This window comes from Neolewinella aurantiaca (assembly GCF_008014675.1).
GTDB classification, from domain to species: domain Bacteria; phylum Bacteroidota; class Bacteroidia; order Chitinophagales; family Saprospiraceae; genus Neolewinella; species Neolewinella aurantiaca.
Map to the genome: position 1 here is coordinate 96,675 of NZ_VOXD01000020.1, position 22,168 is coordinate 118,842.

Below are 22,168 nucleotides of genomic sequence, written 5' to 3' on the forward strand. Positions count from 1 at the left end.
GTTTAATTGCGTGTCAGGACAGGCTCTAAGAATTCATTGATGCAATGAATTCGTCGTTGCTGTTTGTACTCTTCATGTGCCGCATCAGGAACTGGAAGGCTTCTTCCGGTTTCATGTCTGCCAGGTGATTGCGCAGGACGAACATGCGCTGCAGTACGTCGCGGTCGAGGAGCAGGTCGTCGCGGCGGGTACTGGACTTGGTGAAGTCGATGCTCGGGTACATCCGTTTGTTCGCCAGGAAACGATCGAGCTGGAGTTCCATGTTACCGGTACCTTTGAATTCCTCGAAGATGACCTGGTCCATTTTTGAGCCGGTATCAATCAGAGCTGTTGCCAGGATGGTCAGTGAGCCACCGCCATCGATGTTACGGGCTGCACCGAAGAACTTCTTCGGCTTCTGAAGGGCGTTGGCTTCCACACCTCCGGAGAGTACCTTGCCGGAGCTTGGCTGAACGGTGTTGTAGGCGCGGGCCAAACGGGTGATGGAGTCGAGCAGGATACATACATCGTGGCCGGACTCAACCATACGTTTGGCTTTTTCGAGTACTACGTTCGCTACGCGAACGTGGTTTTCGGCCGGCTCGTCGAAGGTGGAGCTTACCACTTCAGCTTTTACGCTGCGCTTCATGTCCGTTACTTCCTCGGGGCGTTCGTCTACGAGTAGAACGATGAGGTAGGTCTCGGGGTGGTTCTTGGCAATGGCGTTCGCCACGTCCTTAAGCAGGAAGGTTTTACCTGATTTAGGCTGGGCAACGATGAGACCACGCTGACCTTTACCGATTGGCGTGAAAAGATCGATAAGGCGCATGCCGTAGTCTTTACCGTCTGGTCGGCCGCTAAGGGTGAACTTCTCGGTAGGGAACTGAGCCGTGAGGTAGTCAAAAGGAACGCGATCACGCATCCGCTTTGGTTCTACGCCGTTGATGAGTTCGACTTCCAGCAGGGCGAAATACTTTTCACCTTCTTTTGGTGGTTTTACCGGCCCCTGTACGGTGTCTCCGGTACGCAAACCGAATTGCTTGACCTGTTGTGGGCTGACGTAAACGTCGTCCGGGCTGGTAAGGTAATTGTAGTCTGGGCTGCGCAGGAACCCGTAACCATCGGGCATCATCTCCAGGATGCCTGAAGAAGAAACGAGGCCGTCGAGTTTATACTCTGGCTTGCGCTCCGGCCGGTTGTTGTTGCTGCGGTCCTGGCGGTTGCTGCGTTCATTGCGGTTGCTACGATCATTTTGGTCACGATCTTCGTAGCGTCCCCGGCGCTCGTAGCGTTCCAGGGGTTCTCCTCCCGAACGACCACGGCCGCGTACAGGAGTTTCGTTTTTATCGTCTTTGTTGTTTCCGCTGTCCTGGGGTTCACGTGGGGTACGGGTTCGCCCTCTTCCACGTGTTTCTCCGCCGGACTGGTCGTCTGAGATCTGACGGCTACGTCCACGCCCTCTTCCGCGGCCCTCTTCTTCCGGAGCGGTTTCTTCCTGGTTGCGTCCCCGGCCCCTTCCCCGGCCTTCGTTTTCAGCAGGAGCGTCGTCCTGGGTACGACCCCGGCCGCGACCCCGATTTTCGGCAGCAGCGGCAGCGGCCTCTGCTTCGATGGTTTCGATGTTACGGGCACGACCTCGTGGGCGTGCTTCTTCTGACTTGTCCGTGGCGTCATTACTGGCTGCACGGCTGCGTCCGCGTCCGCGCCCGGTGTCTGGCTTATCTGTGGCGTCACTGCCGGAAGAACGACTTCCTCCGCGGCTGCGTCCGGTGTCGGCTTTTTCCGTAGTGTCGCTGTCATTAGAGCGGCTGCGTCCGCGTCCGCGACTTGGAGCGTCTTCGGTGCTTTCTTCTTTGCTTGCAGAGCGACTGCGTCCGCGTCCGCGGGTAGGCTTTTCGTCTTTGCTGGCATCGGACTTGGCGCGCGAAGAGCGTGAGGTCCGGGTTTTATTACTTTTATCGTCTTTACTTTCCTCTTTTTTCGTGGCGGCAGCAGCGATAGCTGCTGCACGGCGGTTGGGAACGCGGTCGGTGTCTGAGGCGGCAGGCGGCTCAGCAGCGGAGGAAGTGCCCTTGAGGGCCTGTTGGTCGAGGATGGCCAGAACGAGGTCCATCTTCTTCATTTTTTGGTAGGATTTGAGACCCATTTTGTTGGCTAGTTCCTTTAGTTCAGGAACCACCATGGCTTTCAGTTGCGCTATGCTAAACATTAATTGTTGATACTAAAAAGGTGAATTGGGGGAAAGTTGGTGCGCAGATGAGCAGTTGCGCGCTGATGGGAGAATGTTGCCGGCTTACTTTGGTAGATGTTTGCGCTTCCTTCCGTGAATATGAGGAAAAACGCTTAACGTTTAGATATTACGTCTTGAAAAGTGGCAACGTGTTGTTGGTGTGGATCGGGACAACAGAATAATTGCCAGTGTGATCCTTGCCGCAGAACTGCGAACAGTGCAAAGATAAGGGTTTTATCTTAAAGTGTTGTGCTTTTTTTCTGAGGGCGTGTGCAATTGTCAGTAAAGCCCGACACCTCTTATTCTGCGGAATGGATCCTTTTGAACCATATATGCCTAATTCAGAGTGGTTTGGGACTTTTTTACTCGCTATCGCGATCCCTTACTTCGTTGAAAAGCCTCGCCGAAGCTCTGGCTTCGCCTACGTTTTTTGCCTTGCCAGGAACCGCGAAGCGAAACGTCCAGTACTATGGCTGAGTACAAAATGACGGGAGTGACTGATTTGGCAGGAGTTACGAAACAACTTCGTCGGGAGGGACACGGGCGCACAGGGGGAGAAAAACCAGCAGTTGTGACCCGGCGATTTTTTTCCCCGGCAAACGCTCCGGTTCCGGTAATCATGATGAAAAATGAGGCCCGGAAAGAGAAAAGCCATTGCCGAAGCGGATATACCTATATATATCGTTAGTAGCTGTATTACCTTTGTCTGTCCGTAGGGCGGATGCCCGGGCAACTATCCTGTCGAGCCGTAACGTTGGGGTACAGGTAGCCTGAAGCCTGGCCGTTTGTTGCATTGCTCCTCAATCAGCGATCTCTGCATCCTGCGGCCGCGCCTGAAAGACCTCTTGCCCGAATGACGGCAAACTTCAGGCAGACCGAAAATCTAACAACTCAACAAAATATATAAATGCTACTTCTCAACACCCTCAGAAACGAAAAAGCCAACGTACTGGCCGGGCTCGCCAAACGCCAGGTTCCTGATGCGGAAGCAACAATCGACCGTATTATTGCTCTCGACGACCGCCGTAAGGCCGTACAAACAAGTACGGACAGTCTGTTGGCCGAGCGTAATAAGTTGAGTGGCGAAATCGGCAAACTGATGAAAGCCGGCAAACGCGAAGAGGGGAATGCTATGCGTGACTCCGTCAACGCAATCAAAGAAGAGATTGCCAAAGGTGAGGAAGAGCTCGATACGGTAAAAACGGAACTGGAGGACCTTCTCCTTACGCTGCCCAATGTTCCCCACGATCTCGTTCCCGCAGGTGTTACTGAAGAAGACAACGAAGTTTTTCTGCCCTACAACGGAGAACTGCCCACCTTGCCCGAAGGAGCAAAGCCACACTGGGAACTGGCCGATGAGTACGGCATCTTCGATCTCGAACTGGGCGTGAAAACCACCGGGGCAGGCTTCCCCGTCTTTACTGGTCAGGGTGCGCGCCTTGCCCGTGGTCTTGTGAACTACTTCCTGGACCGGAACACCGCCGCAGGTTACACCGAATTTCAGCCACCTCTACTGGTCAACGAAGCCACCGCCCGTGCCACCGGCCAGTTGCCCGACAAAGAAGGGCAGATGTACCACATCAACGGCAACGGAGACGACTTCTACCTGATCCCTACCGCAGAAGTGCCGCTCACCAACCTTTATCGTGATGTAATCCTCGAGGAAAAAGACTTCCCCGTAAAAATCACTGGCTACACTCCTTGTTTCCGTCGCGAAGCAGGCAGCTATGGTGCCCACGTTCGTGGCCTCAACCGCGTACACCAGTTCGATAAGGTCGAGATCGTTCAGATCGCTCACCCTGAGAAAAGCTACGAACTGCTCGATGAAATGGTCGCCCACGTTGGTAAGCTGCTCGACGAGCTCGGTCTTCCTTTCCGTATCCTCCGGCTCTGTGGCGGCGACCTCGGCTTCACGAGTGCAATGACCTACGATTTCGAGGTGTGGAGCGCTGCGCAGCAGCGCTGGCTGGAAGTGAGCAGCGTGAGCTGTTTCGAAACCTTCCAGAGCAACCGCCTGAAACTGCGCTACCGCGCCGAAAAGGGCACGGAACTGGCACACACCCTCAACGGTAGTGCCCTCGCTCTGCCGCGCATCATCGCTGCGTTGCTGGAAAACAACCAGACCGAGGAAGGTGTTACCTTACCTGAGGTACTGCACGGGTACCTCGGTATGACCAAACTTCAGAAAGTAGTATAGTAACGCTCTGTGTGACGACGTAAAGAGCTTCCCTCCCCGTTGGCCTCATTACGTAAACCTGTAGTTGACCCGGGTCAGCTTCATATGTGACATAGAGAGCTCCCCATCGTCCTAAGATTGCGGTGGTAACTATATTACCGTACAACTAAAATATTACCATATGTTTTCCGGTGGATACATAACCTACATAATTATCACGATGATTTTTGCCGGTATCGGCAGTCTCGTGAGTAAGCGGCTGAAAAGCAAGTTCAAACAGTACAGTAAGGTACCTATGACCGGTGGCCTTACCGGAGCGGAAGTGGCCGCAAAAATGCTGAGCTATTACCGGGTTGACGACGTAAAAATCGTCCAGGGACAAGGTTTCCTGACCGATCACTACAACCCCGCTACAAAAACAGTCAGCCTTTCGCCCGAGGTGTACAACGGCCGCCACGTCTCCGCAGCAGCAGTTGCGAGCCACGAATGCGGGCACGCCGTTCAGCACGCCGAAGCTTACGCCTGGCTTGGTTTCCGTAGCGCAATGGTACCGGTGGTACAGGTGGCCAGCCGCATGCAGAGTGTGATCTTTATGGCTGCGATAGCGCTGGCATCTAGTGCGCTCGGGCCTACGGTCATGTTGGCAGCAATCTGTGTCTTCGGCGCAACAACCTTGTTTGCGGTAATCACCCTTCCGGTAGAATTCGATGCCAGTAGACGTGCACTTAACTGGCTGGACGAAAGCCGCGTTGCTACCGGCGTACAGCATGCCGGCGCCAAAGATGCACTGTGGTGGGCAGCAATGACCTACGTAGTAAGCGCGCTCTCTTCGGTTGCGGTGCTGGGCTATCTGGTGCTGAGCTACCTGGGCTCACGCGACTAAAACTAAAGACGTAAGGTTGAAGGGAATAAAGGGCGAAGACCTTTATTCCCTTTCCTTTTCCTGTTAATTCCTTTACTTTGGGCGCGGCCGCAGGTGCAAAGATCTGTTTGCGAAAAGCAATGAGCCGAACACAGGAGCCTTAATCAGACTTCATTATACTACCACGACAACCAAACCACTATCCGCCATGGACGAAGAACTATTAAGCGAACAACTCGAAGAAGCTAAAATGCTAATGGACGAGGCCATCGAGCACCTCGAACGCGAACTCCTCAAGGTACGTACCGGTAAAGCCAGTACCGCCATGCTGAACGGCATCATGGTGAGCTACTATGGTGCAAAAACTCCTATCCAGCAGGTTGCCAGCCTTGGGGTGGCAGATTCCCGCACGCTTACCATCAAACCATTCGATAAATCCGCAATGGGAGATATCGAGCGCGCCATCTTTGAAGCCAACCTGGGCGTTACGCCCATGAACGACGGAGAGATGGTTCGGATCAACATCCCGCCACTGACGACCGAGCGCCGTCAGCAGCTTGCCAAGCAGGTCCGGGCAGAAGGGGAGACCGCAAAAATATCTATCCGCAACGCGCGCCAGGATGCAATGAAAGCCATCAAAGACGAAGTGAAAGGTGGCTACCCCGAAGACGCTGGAAAACGCAAGGAGGATGAAGTCCAGGCCTGGGTAAACAGCTACAACAAGAAGATCGACCTCACCGTCGAGAATAAGGAAAAGGATGTAATGACTTTATAAATCGCTACGCCTTTTGTTCAATTGAAACAGCCTTAACGAAGTCCTTCGTTAAGGCTGTTTTTTTGTCTTATGGCTGGGTTGTGGCTTTTCAACGTGAAGCGGCTGATCTCCCTATATCACCTGCCTCAATTGAGGTACGTATTTCTACCTGTTTTCATGTATTTCTACCTGTTTTGCTGAGAAAACGGCTGTTTTGGAGGCTTAAGTGGTCTTTTTATTTGGCCAGAACGTTATTATTCCGTACTTTAGTAGTGCAAACGTATTTGTTTAGACGCGTAAATATCGGCGCTAACATCGTTTGGTTCTGTCTTTCCCCGAGTTTGCCTCCAGACTCACCTGCTATAAACACTATTACACCCGAATCTGGGTTTAGACGACACTCTTCTACTTCAATTTTCCTCTCGTTTTTTAATTGAGTTCACATTCGGTGGACAGCCATATCTATGCCCCTCTGGATACATATGGTTGACCCTGAATATCACTAATGGGATTACTATGGATTAAAGCAACACATGTCATTTTAACAAGTCTGGTTTTTCTCTGCTGATGGAGACTGAGATGACGCAGGTCATTCGCTACCCCTCTGTCTGTATTTACCTGACGGTCACAAGATGTGATTGTGCTGAATGGATTCTTAGCGCCCTTTCATAAACCCTTTTTTCAGTCTTTCTAAATTTCAAAACGAGACCATGAGAACACATTTTACCCATACATCCCGGTTGCTACGGCCGCCCGGACACATCCACCTCTCCCTGCTTCCCCTCCTCTTACTATTGTTGTTGCCAGCCTGGGGATTTGCGCAGACAACCTGTTTTACCGGCCTCAACGCCGGAGATAATGCGTCGTACTGTGAAGGAGAAACCGCTACCTTAGACGGCGGTTTTGGCACCTATACCGGTGACGCCGCAATCGGAAACCCTGAGGCCGTTTGGTCTATCGTGAGCGGTAGCGGAGAATTCGAAGTAAACGGCTCCGTGCAAGGAGACGGTAGTACTGCCACTGCAACCAACTTCGCCAACTCCGCAAATAATATAGCGGGAGCGATAGCCACCTTTACACCGGACCCCGGGGTAACATCGGTTGTCCTCAGACTTACTGCCAACACCAGTGAGCCTGGCTGTAACACCAATGAAGCTGAAGACCTGGTCCTCTTCTTCGATCCCATTCACAATGTTCCTGTTGATGCGATTCTCGAAGGCAGCCTTGTGATCAACAACGGAGACGAGTCATCCTCCAACACCATTAATGCTGAGACCGGTGATGTACTCACACTAATCATCGACGAAAGCGTCGTTATTGACAACGGTCAGCAAAACGATGATGTCCCCCTTTTCAACGTTACGTACGGTAATGTCGGCGGATTTCTTGGTCTGCCCCCCGCAGGAGACTACGACCAGGGAGATTTCGACAACCTGTTCGCAGACCTGGAGCTGACAAGCATAAGTTGCGAGGACGCCACGATCACTGTATCCCTGTACACCTACTATGACAGGGACGGAAACGGGGAATTATCCGGTGACGAAGAATGCCCCGGCCCGGTAACGACCATTGATATAACGGTGGCACCCCGCCCCGAGCCCCAGGCAACCATCGGCGCAGTCGATGATATCCTGACGGTTTGCGAAGACGACGAGGACGTGGAGTTTATAGTCACCGGTACACCGTTTACCCAGGTAACTTACACAGTAAGTTACGACGGCGGAGCTACCGTACCCGCAGGCCCCCAAACGCTGGAACTGGATGCCACCGGTTACTCCGGTATTCTGGTACTGGACGCTAACGCCGGCACTGCCGGCGAGGACATCGTAGTAACCCTGATTGGACAGGAATTCCTCACGGGACCGCCCTGCCCGGTAACGATCAGTAAGCCGCTTACGATTGAAATTGAGGCTTTGCCACAAATCACTATTTCATTGCTTGATCCGGATGATGCAGTCATTTGCAATGCAAATAATGAAGGTCCTCTTACTGTTGGAATCATGCTGTCAACAACAAGCGGTGTAGGCTCTTATACTTATACTACTCAGGAATTTGCTGACGGTAACCTGGTCTATACGAATCCCCCCATTACGAGGTTCTTTTCAGACCCTGATAATGACGGCATTGCGACTGCTGTTACTAATTTCATTTTCGAAAATCCCGTTCCCGACGGTACAGTAATGACTTATCTGATAATGGGGACCAGCATCGTGAAAAATGACCAGAATCCCGATTGTGTCAATGATGCACCAGACTCGGAGGTCTCCATCCTCATCCAGAAAGAATCCTACGTAGTCGCCGAAATCAACGACAGTGAAGGCGGAACGATTACCCTGAGCGATTACTCGGGTTCCAGTGCCGGTGACGTGAATGAAGCTGAAGTAACCTTCTGCGACGGAGAAACCTTCACGCTCGATGTAACCGACCCTACGATAAACAATGCTTTCGCCGACATCATCGGTTCCGAAGCACTCCTCCAGGTAGGTATCGGTGATAGCGATGGCCTCATCTCCGCCGGAGGTGCCAGCCTCGGTATCTTCAACTTCACGGACAATACCTTCTCGGTAAACGAAGTACTGGACATTCCTAACAGCCAGACAGTGCCCAGCACTTTCAGCATTACCCTTACGCCCTTCATGGACAACGACGCTGATGGCTTATTTAACGACGGTGGCTCCACAGACGACTGTCTTGGAAACACTCTTACCGTTACCGTAAACGTGCTCCCCGCACCAACGGTTACCGTGGAAGTTAGCGAGGAGGAAGTCTGTGCTGGAGAAACCGTGACCGTAACCATTACTGCCTTTGAGTCTGGCGTAGCCAGTCTTATTTTGGACCAGGGAGGTGATCCTATCCTGATTGATGTGGATGTACCTGTGGGCGCTGACTTCACCGGAACGTACACCAGCGAAGAACTTACGGCACTTACCATGTTCACCGTCACCACTTTCATCGGTGATGACGCAAATTGCTCTGCTACCGTCAATCAGATGGTGATGACCGAAGTAGAACCACTACCCGAAGCTTCCGTAGCCGCCGATGTTTCCGTCTGCGATGATGAAGACGCAACGATAACCTTTACCGGAAGCGCAGGCAACAATACGGGCTTCACCTTTACCTACTCCGTAAATGGTGCCACGCCGGTAAGCGTTAGTACCGACGGTACTGATGCAACGGTAGAGGTTACCTTTGAACCCGGCGATCTGCCTGCGGGCGAATCAACCATTTCACTGGTCAGTGTTGCCAATAAGGGCGGCCTGGAGTGCCTGAACGATGCTGAAGGAAGCGTGATCATCGGAATCGAGGACGAACCAATAGTTAGTTGTGATGCTGACGATGAACTCATTTGTAGTGGAGAGGATTACTCGTTTACCCTCACCGCTGGCAGCGATGAAGAGTCAGCTCTTGGTAATTCTTTGTACTACTCCGTAGCTACAACCACAACAACTACGGTTAGTACCGGATCCGGATCAACTGAAGATGTTCAGGAGTCGACTGAGGTTGTAATCGGCGACGCCAGTGGTGTAACCATCTCCGGCTCAACCGAGAATATGTCTGGCTTCGACCAGACTATCGTGATTTCAGTTACGCCCTTCTACGTTGATGACTCCGAAGATGATATAACGGAGATCGGCGACGCTTGCACGGGTGAGACGGTAACTTGCTCCGTAACGGTTAAGACCATGCCAATGGTCACCTTCGGCGGTACCGAAGCCGTCTGCGAAGGAGACGTTGCGGCAGTCATTTTCACCGGCCCGCCAAACGGCCGGGCATTGGTTGAAGTACGCAACGAAGAAGGAGATGTCATCTTTCCCTTCGTGCCTGTCTTCTTCGACGACGGAGGGACTTCAGTCGTCTCGGTTCCCAATGCTCCTGCTACTTTCGAAGTGGTCTTGACGACCGTTGCCGATGGACCTGTTTTGGGTAATCCGGACGTATGTATAAACGAGGCGGATTTCTCTTTCACCGTAAACATAACCCCAAGCCCCGGAGCTGAATTCGATGAGGAGGGAACCACCGTTTGTGAAGGAGATACCCCTGTTGTCTCACTTACCGGTACGCCTTTCGCTCAGGTAGAAATCGACTCCGATAACGATGCTAACGACCAGGTCGTCAGCCTCGACGAAAACGGTGAAGGCTCCTTCACCGTCACCGCCGGTATGGATGAAAACTTCACCATTACCCAAATCTCCCTGACCACCGAAGACGGTAATGGAGATGATTTTACCTGTACCGCTGAGGGTGACGATGAGTTTGAGCTTATCGTCAACCCGGCTCCGACCGGAGCGCTTATGACCAACGCAATCTTATGCGCTGGTGAAGCACCGCAGCTGAAATTCAACATCATTAATGACGTCGCTGGTCCTTTTACCATATTCGTAAATAACATCGAATTCAACGGTGTAATGAGCGGAGATGTGCTGGACTTTACGGGCACCGACTTTGAAACACTGGAAGTTACTACTCTCTTTTCTCTGCAGTCCATCTCTGAGGAAGGGCAAGGGTTGATTTGTAGTGACCTCTTTGACGACGAGCCGACAGTCTCTGTTGTTGTAAATCCCATTCCGGAAGCAACTGCTGGTGAAACACCGGAAGTAATCTGCTCTGGAGATGAACTACAACTAAGTGTGACTGGCGCTCCCGCAGCAGGTGCAGAAGATAATGACCTGATGTTTGAAGTAACGGCCAATAACGCTATCGGTGATCTTACAGCTGGCGAATCCATCACCTTGGATGCCGCTGAAGCCGCTGATCTGAACACGGCTCTGGGGCTGACGGGACCATTCATCAATGGTAGCAACACGGACCCCGAACCAGTTTCACTTACCATCGTCCCCTTCTTCGAAGGAGGTGCAGGTACCGGAGACAATGAAGGCTGTGCAACAACCGAAGGGTTTACGGATGATTTCGCTCCTGGGCTGTTTACACTTAACAGTGTAGCTAACAGTACGGCAGTTGTGACCGCTACAACACTCACGCTTACCTCCGGGACGAACGGTGACAACGGTTCGTTTGCTGATGCCTCTGCGTCGGTTGTAGTTGCTGAAGCAGGACAAGTTAATTTTGATTACTTCTATGATGAAGAATCAACCTCATTAACTGGAGGATTCGATGTTATTCTAATCGATATCGAAGGAAATGAAGTTCTCCGTGCAGGAAATGGTACCAATGCGCTCAACACGGCATCCGGTAATATTTCAGAAATGGTCATGCCTGGAATGACGATACTCTTTTCGATTGAAGGTGATTTCTTCGACGTTCAATTCAGAGAATCTATACTTGAGATTACTAACTTCTCTTTTGTACCTCAATGCTCACGCTGCGAAGGCGATGCCGTAAACATTGACTTTGAAATCCTTCCCGCCCTCTTCGCCGATTTCTCCTCCGCCCCCGAACGTGTTTGTGAGGGTGAAAACGCTGAGATATGCATTGCCGGTACGCCCGACGCGACGGTGACTGTATTCTACGACGGTATTTACAACGACGTAAAACTCGACGCGAATGGTGACGGTTGCTTTAGCACCGTTGGTGGCCTTCTTGAAGATACCGATTTCCTTATCCTGGGCCTCACAACTCTGGACGATACGCCCCAGTGTTCCTTCACTTTCGAAGATGGTCTCTGGCCCACAGCTCCCGTTCTGGTTACCCCAACGCCAACCGCCACGGTTAGCCTTGAACCAAATACGGTCTGCGCCAACGACGAAGCAATTGCTGAAGTAACCGGTACGCCCAATGCTACCGTGACCTACACCTACAACAACATTACCAATTCGGTATTATTGGATGGCGATGGTGATGGAGAGATTCTGTTGTCTACCGTAAATGAAGGTACGGGTAACATCGTTTGTCACGTTGTGCTAACCAGCATCAGCGTTACCGATCCGGCTACTGGCGTAACCTGCACCAACGACCTGAGTGACTTCGTTACCCTCACCGTACGGCCACTGCCAACCGGTGAGATCACCGCCGGAGATCCGGCTTGCTTCGGTGACGCTGTGCCCATCTACTTCCTGCCGGTTTCTGACCTCGCCAACAACTACCGTCTGCGGATCATCGGTCCCGATGGCGAAAGGAATATCAACGTCGTTGCCAGTGCCGACGAGCCGGTCTTCGTTTTCGACGCTACGGTAGCTGGTGACTACGACCTCGTTCGCATCGCCGATGCACGAATGGATCCTGATGTCATCAACTGTGTCAACGAAGGTGACCTGTCAACAACCACGGTTATTATCGAAGAAAAGCCAGAGCTCAGGGCCGCCATCACCGGCACCGTTGGTACGGCGAACCTGGACAGTGAAAGCCCCATCTTCAATACCTTCCGGGCCCTGGCCTGCGATGAGGCGACCGTCAATGTGGTCTTTGGTTCTTCTACGCCCGTATCCCAAACTATGGGTGGGATGAAGATCAACGTAGAGGTGAAAGCAAATGACGACGATCAGGCCAACGTTGGCCCCGTCGACACAACAGTGATCACCTTCGAACAACTCAACGATGAGGATTTTCTCGACGGTATTCTGGACAATGTCGCAGACCTGGATGTCTCCAGCATCGAAATCGTCCTTACGCCTTTCTTCGAAAACGGCGCGGACGCAGGTGCATTGGAAGCTGAAGATTGCCCCGGTGGCTCCCTGAGCTTCTTCATCGACATCCTGCCAGCCGTTGCGTTCGAATTCGACGACAGTAAGAGCAGCCTTACCGTTTGCGAAGGAGACGACATCAGTATTGCCGTTGCCGGTAGCCCCGGCGCCGAAGTTATGTTCACGGCCGCCGGTTTCACCCTTACCGGAGATTCTGAAGATGGAGTTGTTATTATCGATCCTTCTGGAGAAGCCACCATCACCGGCATCGCCGGTGAAACGGGCAATGCAACCGTTACCGTCAACATGGTAATGCTGACAACGATAGAAGGCAACATCAGCCGCCAGTGTATGCTCATGGACCAGGGTGTTAAAACCATCCTGATCAACGAAGTTCCCGAAGCAGAACTCAGTGTCTTCCCCGAAGGCCCAATCTGCAACGGCGACTCTGTAGACGTGATCGTTACCCTGGTCAGCACAACCATCGAAGACGGAGGAAGCTACACCTTCCAGGTGGGCGATAAACTGTTCTGTACGACGGTTGGTCCTGACGGTAAGGCTGAATTCAACTCAGGCCCCCTGACCGAGACAACCACCTACGAACTTACTTCGATAAAGAACGACAGTACCGGTTGTGAGCTCAACGACGGAACCGTTCTCAGTACTATAACCGTAGAGGTGGAAGAAATCCCCGATGGTTCTATTACCGGCACCACCACCAGCGGTGATGTGGATGTGGCCGAAGCGGACTCTGCTGCAGCATTCATCATCTGCGCCAATGAGCGTATCGATTTTGAAGCACTGGTTGCGAGCGGTGCCATCTTTACGGACGGTGCTGAAAGCTACGTTTCAGTAGTTGTCGACACACCTCTTGATTTCTTCGGCCTCGGAACGGGAGAGAGTACAGTAGCTATGCCCGTTGGGAACTTTGCGGCCGCTTTCAGCCGGACCTTCAATATGATCTCTGGCTCACCCGTAACGATCACCCTGGACGCAACCTTCTACAACGAAACTGCTCCGGGTGAAGGTGCAGCTCTCGACGATGAAGAGTGTGACGGTACAGCGGTGTCCATCACCATCACCATCAATCCGAATCCGAAGACGGTAGATGTGATGACCATGACCTGTAGCGGTGTTGCGCTGGATTATGATTTGGACGAAGCCATTACCAACGGAGTAGCTGGCGCAACGTACACCTACACCGTTGCCAGCGACGACGTAGACGTATCCGGTCTTGACCGGACAGTTGCCAGCGACGCCAACGTAACGGATGTGTTCGACAACTTCTCCGCCGGAGAGTACACCCTCATCTACACCGTTACACCCTACGGCACTGATGGTGACGAAGACTGCCAGGGCAATGACTTCGAACTCGTCGTTATCGTTAAGCCCGAGCCGGTCATTACCGCTGAGCAAACAACCATGGCCTGTAGTGGCGATGAGACCGACTGTATCATCAGGACCGACAATTTTGACCACGGAGACATCACCCTCGGAGATCCACTCTCTACGGTAGTATTTACGCTTGACAGTGTCAGGTACAGCGTATCCGTCGGTGAAGACTTCGGTCCGGTTCTGAACGGAGGCGTGAATGAGAATGCAGCGGACGGAGATGTAGGAGATTGGCTACTCATCGCCGATGATGCTTTCTTTAACACCACCAGCGAGAATGTCACTGTTACTTATTACCTCACGCCGGTATCCTCAGAAGATGACGGAAGCTGCGTCGGAGAGCAGGAAATCATCGTTGTGACCATCAAGCCTGAGCCGGTTGTGGCCAACACACTTATTAAAGTGTGCTCTGGGTCCATCTTCGAGATCGACATCGTCCAGGAACTTACCGCCAATGGGGTAGGAGACCTGATCAGTTTCGAACGCCGTTCTTTGGACGGTCGCTATGGAACGCTACGTGCCTTTGACCGCAGTGGCGACTTCGATACTGAAGGCGACGCCTCGGCAGGACTGTACAATTTCTTTGGCCCACAAGGTGAAGCTATGGATTGGAACTACAGCGGTGAACCGTTGGTCTTCGATGATGGTGTAATCCGGGATAGTCTCGTGAATTTCATCGCCAATGGCCCCGTAAATATCTTTTACGATATCACGATCGCAAACGGAACAAACGGTGCTGATGAGGCTTGCGAAGGAAATACCTTTACCCTCCAGGTACAGGTTCTTACCCCTCGGGAAGCAACGCTCGATCTGATCAACGGAAACTCTGCCATTTGCGCGGGTGAGCCTATCCTGTTGAACACAACGTTCAACGGTACCGGTACACCAACCTATGAGTTCAGTGTTCTGGAAGCCGACGCAGGAGTCGATATCACACTTGACCCCAGCACCGCTGGTGGTGAGGTTCTCGTGGACGGCACCGGCGAAGGCAACGCCACCATCATGGTGATGATAACCGATGACCTCGGCTGTGTCGCTATGGCCACACGCGTCGTTAGCGTTGGCTCAACTCCGGAGGAAATGGAAATCGTAGGTTTTGAGGACCCGTGTACGGGAGACCCCAACTTCTACAACATCGACGGAGCCGACGGCAGTACCTTCGAGTGGAGCCTGAGCAACCCGGCCATCGGGACGTTCACCAATGCTCCCGCCGGAGATAACGTCAGCATCACCTTCAATAACAGTCAGGGCGCAGGTCCTTTCCAGTTGATGGTGACGGAGACTACGGCTGCTGGTTGTACCACAACGAGCTCACTGGAAATAACCATTGCTACCGAAACAACCGCCGACTTCTCAGCGGTACAGGACGAAGCAGATGGCCTGACCTTCAGTTTCTCTGAACTCGCAGGTGGTGGCGTAGAAGCTTACATCTGGGATTTTGGCGACGGAACTACCAGCAATGACCCGAATCCAGTGCACACTTACGCTCCCGCAGATACTTCCGTGATGGAGACTTATACCGTTACCCTCACGGTCCTCGGTTGCTCCGGGCCAGTTGTAGCATCGAAGGACGTCACGATCAATTCTACCGCTGAAGAAGACGTCATTCAACTCTTCGAAGGGATCAACTTCATCAGCTTTGATGTCGCTCCCGATGATCCCCGTTTTGATGCCATCTTCGCCGGCGTTTCCGGTGTCCGTCGTGTGACTACAGTGGATAACGGTTCCGCAACTTTCTACCAGCCGGGAGCAGGGCCTTTCAACTCTCTGCAAAATGCCGAGCCAGGTTACGGATACGTTGTCATCATGGAGAATGATGCAACGCTTACCGTCTCCGGAGAACCCATTGACGATAGCTTCATCCGCCCGATGGGCATGGGTATCAATTACATGGCTTTCATTCCCGATGGACAGATGGCCGCTGCTGATTTCTGGGCACCGTTTGAAACCTCTCCGGACTTTAAGCTGGCCCGAACTTTCGGTAACAACATCACCCCGAACGTTCAGTCTTACTTCCCCGGTTTCGGTCCGTTCAACAGTATGCAGTATACCTACAACGGTATTGGTTACCTCATCCTCAACCGCGACGACTCCGCACCCCGTATGCAGCATTCAGAGGACTACGAGTTCGTTTATGGCACCGTAACGGGCGTAGATTATACGTCCGGTGATCGTGTTGAGATTCTCAACGAAGCAGGTAACGTAGTTGGTTACCTCAGCCCCGATCAGACGGGACTCTTCAAGGCAACACCTCTGTACGGTAAGGTAGAAGGCGAAGATGGTTCAGTTATGGGAGCCGTTGAAGCAGGAGAGCAACTCTCCTTCCGCTACCAAAACCAGGTGATTGATGCTGGCCTCTACTTCCAGGGACAGTTCGCCGGAACGGAACTCAATCTTGACTTCACCGATGACGAAGTATCCGAAGAGCTTACCGTCCGCGTACAGCCCAACCCCGCCTTCGAGCACACCACACTGGTGCTTGAACTCACCGTTGCTACCGAACTGTCCGTCGAAGCCCTCGACGCGACCGGGCGTGTAGTTCGCACGCTCCTGCCCCGGCAGAAACTCACCCAGGGAACAACCACCGTAGCGTGGGATAACCTGGGAGACTTCCCCGCCGGTATGTACCACATTGTCGTGATTCGTGATGGACGGATCGCCCCTGAATTGACCCAGCGCCTGGTTAAGCGCTAAAGCCCGTTTCGTATTACCACGTCCGTAGTCTCTGATGGCTGCGGGCGTGGTCTTTAACCTTTTACTTCAAAATAAAGAAATACCCATACAATGATCAACTTCCACTTTTCTGAAAGAGTAGGTTTCACCTTCCTTTCTTTAGTCTTAATTTTTCTCACCCCCTTAGCTGCACAACCCGCTTTATTCGACATGGAATGCCCCGGAGATGGCCGCAATTCGCAACCTATCCAGGCTACAATTGAAATCAACGGAATGAACGCCGTTCCTGGTGAAGATTTCGTTGCCCTGTTCGATAACGATGGTTTTGTTATCGGTACAGGAGGGGTAATAGAGGATGCCGTTTTTTGCAATCGGTCGGTAACGCTGGTCAACTTTGGTGTTTTTGGCGTGCCACCAAATGACGACGCAGGTTGCCCGGATGGATTCGGCGCAAATGACGACGAAGTCCTCTCCGGACTGATCTATGACGGAAGCGAAGGCGAGTATTACGTCCTTCCCGGCGATCTTACTTACGCTGCCGGCGAGTTTTTTATCATTCCGTCTGATGACGGGGAATTGTGTACCCCCGTCAACGGCACCGTTCTCCCCGTAGTCCTCACCGCCTTCCGCGGTCAGGTAGCCGGCCCTAAGCACATTCGCCTGAGTTGGGACGTGGCCCGCGAGGAAAACGTCTCTCACTACGAAGTGCAAAGAAGCCGCAACGGCCATGAATGGACTGCCCTGGATGATGTGGCCGCAGCTGGTAACAGCGAAACCGCACGCCACTACAACTTTGATGACCTGACCCCCGAAGGTGTGCGTCAATTCTACCGCCTCCGGATGGTAGACCTCGACGGAGCTGATGAATTTTCAGGAATAGTAATTACCGAACTGGAGCAGACCGGAGAGCGAACCGTAAAGACTTTCCCTAATCCCGCCAGCTCCGCTACCCGCCTGAGTATTCAGTTAGGGGGAGCGTGGAACGAAAACCACCCCGTCAACGCGGGGCTGTACGACCTCAACGGACGTGTCGTTGCCGACTATGCATTCCTTCACCCCGGTACGACCTCCGTAGCGCTGCCCACAAGTATTAAACCAGGCCTGTACCTCCTCCGCGTAACCCAGGCGGATGCCGTCTTTACCCACAAAATCAGTTTGCGCTAGACAACTTGTTTTAGGTGTTGATGAAAATCACATATACGTTGAGAGACTAACGAACAGCATTTTATGCAAAGACCTATTTTTGAAGTAGGTTACGAAGATGGTCGGGCACGAGAGGGCTCGGCCATCCTTTTTTTAGTGCATGAAGCAAAGGCTATAACGGAGCCCTTAACCGTTCTTTGCACCTGCGGTCCCGCCTGATGACGATGATGGGCAACGATCTCGGGAAGCAGGAGCAACCGATTACTGAGAACTCTTTTCTACCTTCGCATTTATGCCAACACCCGCCGAAAACTACGCCCGTTCGAAAGCCTATCTGGAAGGCAAAGTCTCCACCTCCCCGCAGGAGCAAGCCGAAGAACTCAAGCAACTGCTCCGTTACCACGAGTGGCGCTACTACGTGCAGGATGATCCCGTACTGAGTGACTTTGAGTACGATACCCTCTATAAACAACTCGAAGCGCTGGAAGCCGCCGACCCTAATCTGGTGACGCCCGATAGCCCGACGCAGCGCGTCGGTTCCGACCTGACGGGAGACGCCGCCAGCGTGCCCCACCTCGTCCCGATGCTCTCCCTCGGCAACAGCTACAACGCCGAAGACCTGGCTGAATTCGACAAGCAGGTAAAGCGGATGCTGAATATGGACGAGGCTGCTCCGCTGCCCTACGCCGTGGAACCAAAGTACGACGGCGGCACCATCGTATTGGTCTACGAAAACGATCAGCTCGTTCGGGCCGCAACGCGCGGCAACGGTGTACTTGGCGAAGAAATGACGCACAACGCTCGCGTCATCCGGTCGATTCCGCTCACCGCAGAGTTCAGTAAGTACGGACTGCATAAGGTGGAAATCCGGGGCGAGGTGATCATCCGCAAAGATCGTTTCGAGGAGATGAATAAGCTCCGGGAAGAAGCCGGCCTGACCCTCTTCGCGAACCCCCGCAACACCGCCACCGGCGGCCTGCGGATGAAGAGCCCCAAGGAAGTCGTAGACCGCAATCTGGAAGCCTTTATTTACAGCTTCGGGTACGGTGTGGATAAAGACGGCAACGACGCCATTCAACCGCTGGAAACCCATACGCATGCGCTGGATGTTCTGACCGAACTTGGCTTCAAGGTGCCGGCTACAGACTTTGAACGCACCAGGACCAAAGATATCAGTGGTGTCTTCGATTTCTGCGCCAAGTGGGAAGCCCAACGCAACGACTACGCCTACGAAATCGACGGTATGGTGGTAAAGGTAGACGACCTCGTCCTGCAGGAGCGCGCCGGCTACACCAGCCACCATCCGCGCTGGGCGATCGCCTACAAATTTGCCGCCAAGCAGGCGACGACCACCCTTGAAGACGTGGAATACCAGGTGGGCAAGATCGGTACCATTACGCCCGTGGCCAAAACCGCGCCCGTGCAGCTGGCCGGGGTGACGATCTCCAGCGTGAGCCTCCACAACGAAGACTTCATCCGCGATAAAGACCTCCGCCTCGGCGATAAGGTGCTGCTGGAACGAGCAGGCGACGTGATTCCCTACATCGTAAAACCGCTGGCGGACCTCCGCGACGGCTCCGAGCGGCCCATCGTATGGCCCGAAAACTGCCCGGTAAACGATACCGATATCCCCGTAGAGCTCATCCGGGAAGAAGGCGAGGCGGCCTGGCGCTGCCCTAACTGCGTCTGCGGTAAGCAGGACCTGGCCCGCATCATCTTCCACGTTTCCAAGGCCGCGATGGACATCGACGGGATGGGCAAACGCTACGTCGAGTTGTTTCACGCCAAGGGCTGGCTCAATACCATCGTAGATGTGTACCGCCTGCCGTACGACTGGATTTCGGTGCTCGAAGGCTTCGGCAACAAATCTGCCAATAACCTCGAAAAGGCCATCGAGAAGGCAAAGAAACAACCGCTGTGGCGTTTCCTCTACGGCTTCAGCATCCATCACTTCGGTAAGAAAGCCACGCAGCTCGTGGCCCAAAACATCGAGCACGCCCTCGACCTCGCCGACTGGACGGAGGAACAGTTTACCAACATCAAAGACATTGGCCCGACGGTCGCAAAAAACGTAACCGAGTGGTTCGCTAACCCGGCGAACGTGCAGATGATCAAGGACCTGGAGGAACTGGGCGTCAACGTCCGCGCTACCGACGCTGACCGCCCTCAGGCGGAAGTAACCGAAGGCCCGTTTGTGGGCAAGAGCATGTTATTCACGGGCTCCTTACAGCAAATGTCGCGTAAAGAAGCGCAGGAGAAGGCGAAGAACGCAGGTGCAAGGATCGTTAGTGCCGTGTCGGGCAAGCTGGATATTCTGGTCGTTGGTGAAAAGCCAGGCTCTAAGCTGAAGAAGGCGAACGCGATTGAAACCGTTACGGTAATGACGGAAGCGGAGTTTTTGGAGATGTTAGGATAAGTAGCCCGATAGCCCCTGTGGTTATTTCACTTGTTTTCAGTACAAAGCCCCTTCAGAATGAAACCCTACTTACTGCCTTTATTGTGTCTTTTCATTCTGGGTTCGACCAATGTTCGGGCCCAAAGCCTGATTGATAAGGTTACCGATCTGATGGAGTTCAATATCGGTAAAACGCCGGAGGATACGTCGGCCTTCCAGACCAAGATAGTTTTTGCCCCAATCGTTTATTACGAACCAAACACCAGTTTTGGCTTTGGTTTCGGGGCGAGTTTATTGTTCAAGCCCAGGGGCGCGGGCCCGGAAACGCGGACGTCTAACATACCTGTGGGCATCAGTTATACCCTGAACAACCAGGTATTCTTTACTTCGGGTTACACGGTCTTTTTTCCTCAGGAAAAATGGATTTTTCGTGGCAACCTGGATTACACCGATTTCCCGCGCGATTACTTCGGTATCGGCAACGGTACTACCGAGGAGGACCGCAGCGTGATCACTTACCAGCAGATTCTGGTGGAACCATTACTGCTGCGTCAGGTGCTGCCCAAAATATTTGTCGGTGGAGGCTTCCGGTACGATCGGTTCTACAATACTGAGTTGCTGGAAGCAACGGACCTCCTGCCCGAGGGGGCGAACCTGCAGGACAGCCTGGGGAGCACGAGCTTCGGCCTGGAGTTCGCCGCTTCTTACGATAACCGGGACAACGTCGTCAACGCGCAACGAGGTACGCTGGTGGAATTTACCCAGGGATTCTACGGAAAGTCCCTTGGCGGTAGTAACACTTTTCAACTTTCGAAGGTGGACGTACGGGGATATAAAAGAACGGGCAAAAAGGGCGTAGTTGCCCTCAACGCCTTTGCCCGCTACGCTGCGGGCGACCCGCCACCCTACGAAATGAGTGAGCTTGGCGGCGATTTCCTTCTGCGTGGTTTCCCGGAAGGGCGGTTCCGCGACCGTCTGGCGCTGTTCGCCCAGGCGGAGTACCGCTGGCAGACCTGGCGAAGTATCGGCTTTGTCTTCTACGGCGGAGCGGGGCAGGTAGCCGAAGGGGCTGCTGACCTCGGCTTCGACCAACTGCGCTACTCGCTTGGTACCGGCCTCCGCGTTTTGATCATCCCCAGCGAGAATATTAACCTGCGGCTTGATTATGCTTATGGCTTTGGGCTTAGCTCGGGGAGTGGATTTTACCTGGGGTTGGGGGAAGCTTTCTAGCGGTATGTCAACCCGTGCGGCACGCAGTGGCCGCGAACCCGCTCAGGCCGCGATTCAAATTCCTCGAATAACCGGGCATCAACGTCCGCGCTACCGACGCTGACCGCCCTCAGGCGGAAGTAACCGAAGGCCCGTTTGTGGGCAAGAGCATGTTATTCACGGGCTCCTTACAGCAAATGTCACGAAAAGAGGCGCAGGAGAAGGCGAAGAACGCAGGTGCAAGAATCGTTAGTGCCGTGTCGGGCAAGCTGGATATTCTCGTCGTTGGCGAAAAGCCGGGCTCGAAGCTGAAGAAGGCGGAGGCGCTGGGTACGGTGAGGGTGATGACGGAGGGGGAGTTTTTGGAGGTGTTGGGGTGAAAAAACTTGATTTTAGTTTTTGATTCTTATCTCCTACCTCTAAATTTCGGGAAATTTCGGGAAATTTCGGGAAATTTCGGGGAAGAGTAGGTTGTCTACTGCTTAGCTTTAGGGTATCAACCTAATCAACTAGTAGTAAATGCATTTAAGTATTAAATACCGTTGATACAATAAACAAGCCTTAGAGCGTGTCTAAAATTATGAAAATTTAGATATGAAGGCTGTCAGTCGTATCTTGTAAGTCGCTAAACACTACAAATATGACCAAGCAGTGGACTCGGTTGACTGACAGCCAGTGGAACGAAGTTAAAGATTATCTACCAATCAACCGCAAGACAAAACATCAACTCCGGGATGTACTTGACGCCATTCTGTGGCTGGTGCGTACCGGTACTCA

9 protein-coding genes are annotated in these 22,168 nt (G+C 53.0%); 8 read left to right on the plus strand and 1 reads right to left on the minus strand.

Annotation, left to right across the window (positions count from 1 at the left end):
* Nucleotides 1-25: 25 nt before the first annotated feature.
* Nucleotides 26-2,188: a transcription termination factor Rho gene (rho, locus tag FUA23_RS13810; protein WP_147931337.1), complete on the minus strand. Its 2,163-nt coding sequence runs from the start codon at nucleotides 2,186-2,188 to the stop codon at nucleotides 26-28.
* Between the two features lie 928 nt (nucleotides 2,189-3,116).
* Here rho and serS point away from each other — a divergent pair.
* From serS to FUA23_RS22935, 8 genes are all read left to right on the plus strand, one after another.
* Complete coding sequence (gene serS, locus FUA23_RS13815) at nucleotides 3,117-4,406, plus strand: serine--tRNA ligase (RefSeq protein WP_147931338.1); 1,290 nt, start codon at nucleotides 3,117-3,119, stop codon at nucleotides 4,404-4,406.
* Nucleotides 4,407-4,566: 160 nt separating this feature from the next.
* Nucleotides 4,567-5,268, plus strand: a complete 702-nt coding sequence (locus FUA23_RS13820) for a zinc metallopeptidase (RefSeq protein ID WP_147931339.1) — start codon at nucleotides 4,567-4,569, stop codon at nucleotides 5,266-5,268.
* A 187-nt stretch (nucleotides 5,269-5,455) separates the two neighbouring features.
* Complete coding sequence (gene frr / locus FUA23_RS13825; protein WP_147931340.1) at nucleotides 5,456-6,022, plus strand: ribosome recycling factor; 567 nt, start codon at nucleotides 5,456-5,458, stop codon at nucleotides 6,020-6,022.
* Between the two features lie 689 nt (nucleotides 6,023-6,711).
* Nucleotides 6,712-16,665 carry a PKD-like domain-containing protein gene (locus tag FUA23_RS13830; RefSeq protein ID WP_147931341.1) on the plus strand — a complete coding sequence of 3,318 codons (9,954 nt, stop codon included), beginning with the start codon at nucleotides 6,712-6,714 and terminating at the stop codon, nucleotides 16,663-16,665.
* 90 nt (nucleotides 16,666-16,755) lie between these two features.
* Nucleotides 16,756-17,808, plus strand: coding sequence for a T9SS type A sorting domain-containing protein (locus FUA23_RS13835; RefSeq protein ID WP_147931342.1), 1,053 nt, complete (start codon nucleotides 16,756-16,758; stop codon nucleotides 17,806-17,808).
* Between the two features lie 271 nt (nucleotides 17,809-18,079).
* Nucleotides 18,080-20,203 (plus strand): NAD-dependent DNA ligase LigA, encoded by a 2,124-nt coding sequence (gene ligA, locus FUA23_RS13840; protein WP_147931343.1) that lies wholly within the window; start codon nucleotides 18,080-18,082, stop codon nucleotides 20,201-20,203.
* Between the two features lie 57 nt (nucleotides 20,204-20,260).
* Nucleotides 20,261-21,412 carry a BamA/TamA family outer membrane protein gene (locus FUA23_RS13845; protein WP_147931344.1) on the plus strand — a complete coding sequence of 384 codons (1,152 nt, stop codon included), beginning with the start codon at nucleotides 20,261-20,263 and terminating at the stop codon, nucleotides 21,410-21,412.
* A gap of 77 nt (nucleotides 21,413-21,489) precedes the next feature.
* Nucleotides 21,490-21,771 (plus strand): BRCT domain-containing protein, encoded by a 282-nt coding sequence (locus FUA23_RS22935; RefSeq protein ID WP_262713710.1) that lies wholly within the window; start codon nucleotides 21,490-21,492, stop codon nucleotides 21,769-21,771.
* The last annotated feature ends 397 nt before the right edge of the window (nucleotides 21,772-22,168 follow it).

What these genes read in the sequence shown, in the direction of transcription:
- rho (WP_147931337.1), bottom strand. Translation starts at nt 2,188, where the DNA reads ATGTTTAGCATAGCGCAACTGAAAGCCATGGTGGTTCCTGAACTAAAG.
- serS (WP_147931338.1), top strand. Translation starts at nt 3,117, where the DNA reads ATGCTACTTCTCAACACCCTCAGAAACGAAAAAGCCAACGTACTGGCC.
- FUA23_RS13820 (WP_147931339.1), top strand. Translation starts at nt 4,567, where the DNA reads ATGTTTTCCGGTGGATACATAACCTACATAATTATCACGATGATTTTT.
- frr (WP_147931340.1), top strand. Translation starts at nt 5,456, where the DNA reads ATGGACGAAGAACTATTAAGCGAACAACTCGAAGAAGCTAAAATGCTA.
- FUA23_RS13830 (WP_147931341.1), top strand. Translation starts at nt 6,712, where the DNA reads ATGAGAACACATTTTACCCATACATCCCGGTTGCTACGGCCGCCCGGA.
- FUA23_RS13835 (WP_147931342.1), top strand. Translation starts at nt 16,756, where the DNA reads ATGATCAACTTCCACTTTTCTGAAAGAGTAGGTTTCACCTTCCTTTCT.
- ligA (WP_147931343.1), top strand. Translation starts at nt 18,080, where the DNA reads ATGCCAACACCCGCCGAAAACTACGCCCGTTCGAAAGCCTATCTGGAA.
- FUA23_RS13845 (WP_147931344.1), top strand. Translation starts at nt 20,261, where the DNA reads ATGAAACCCTACTTACTGCCTTTATTGTGTCTTTTCATTCTGGGTTCG.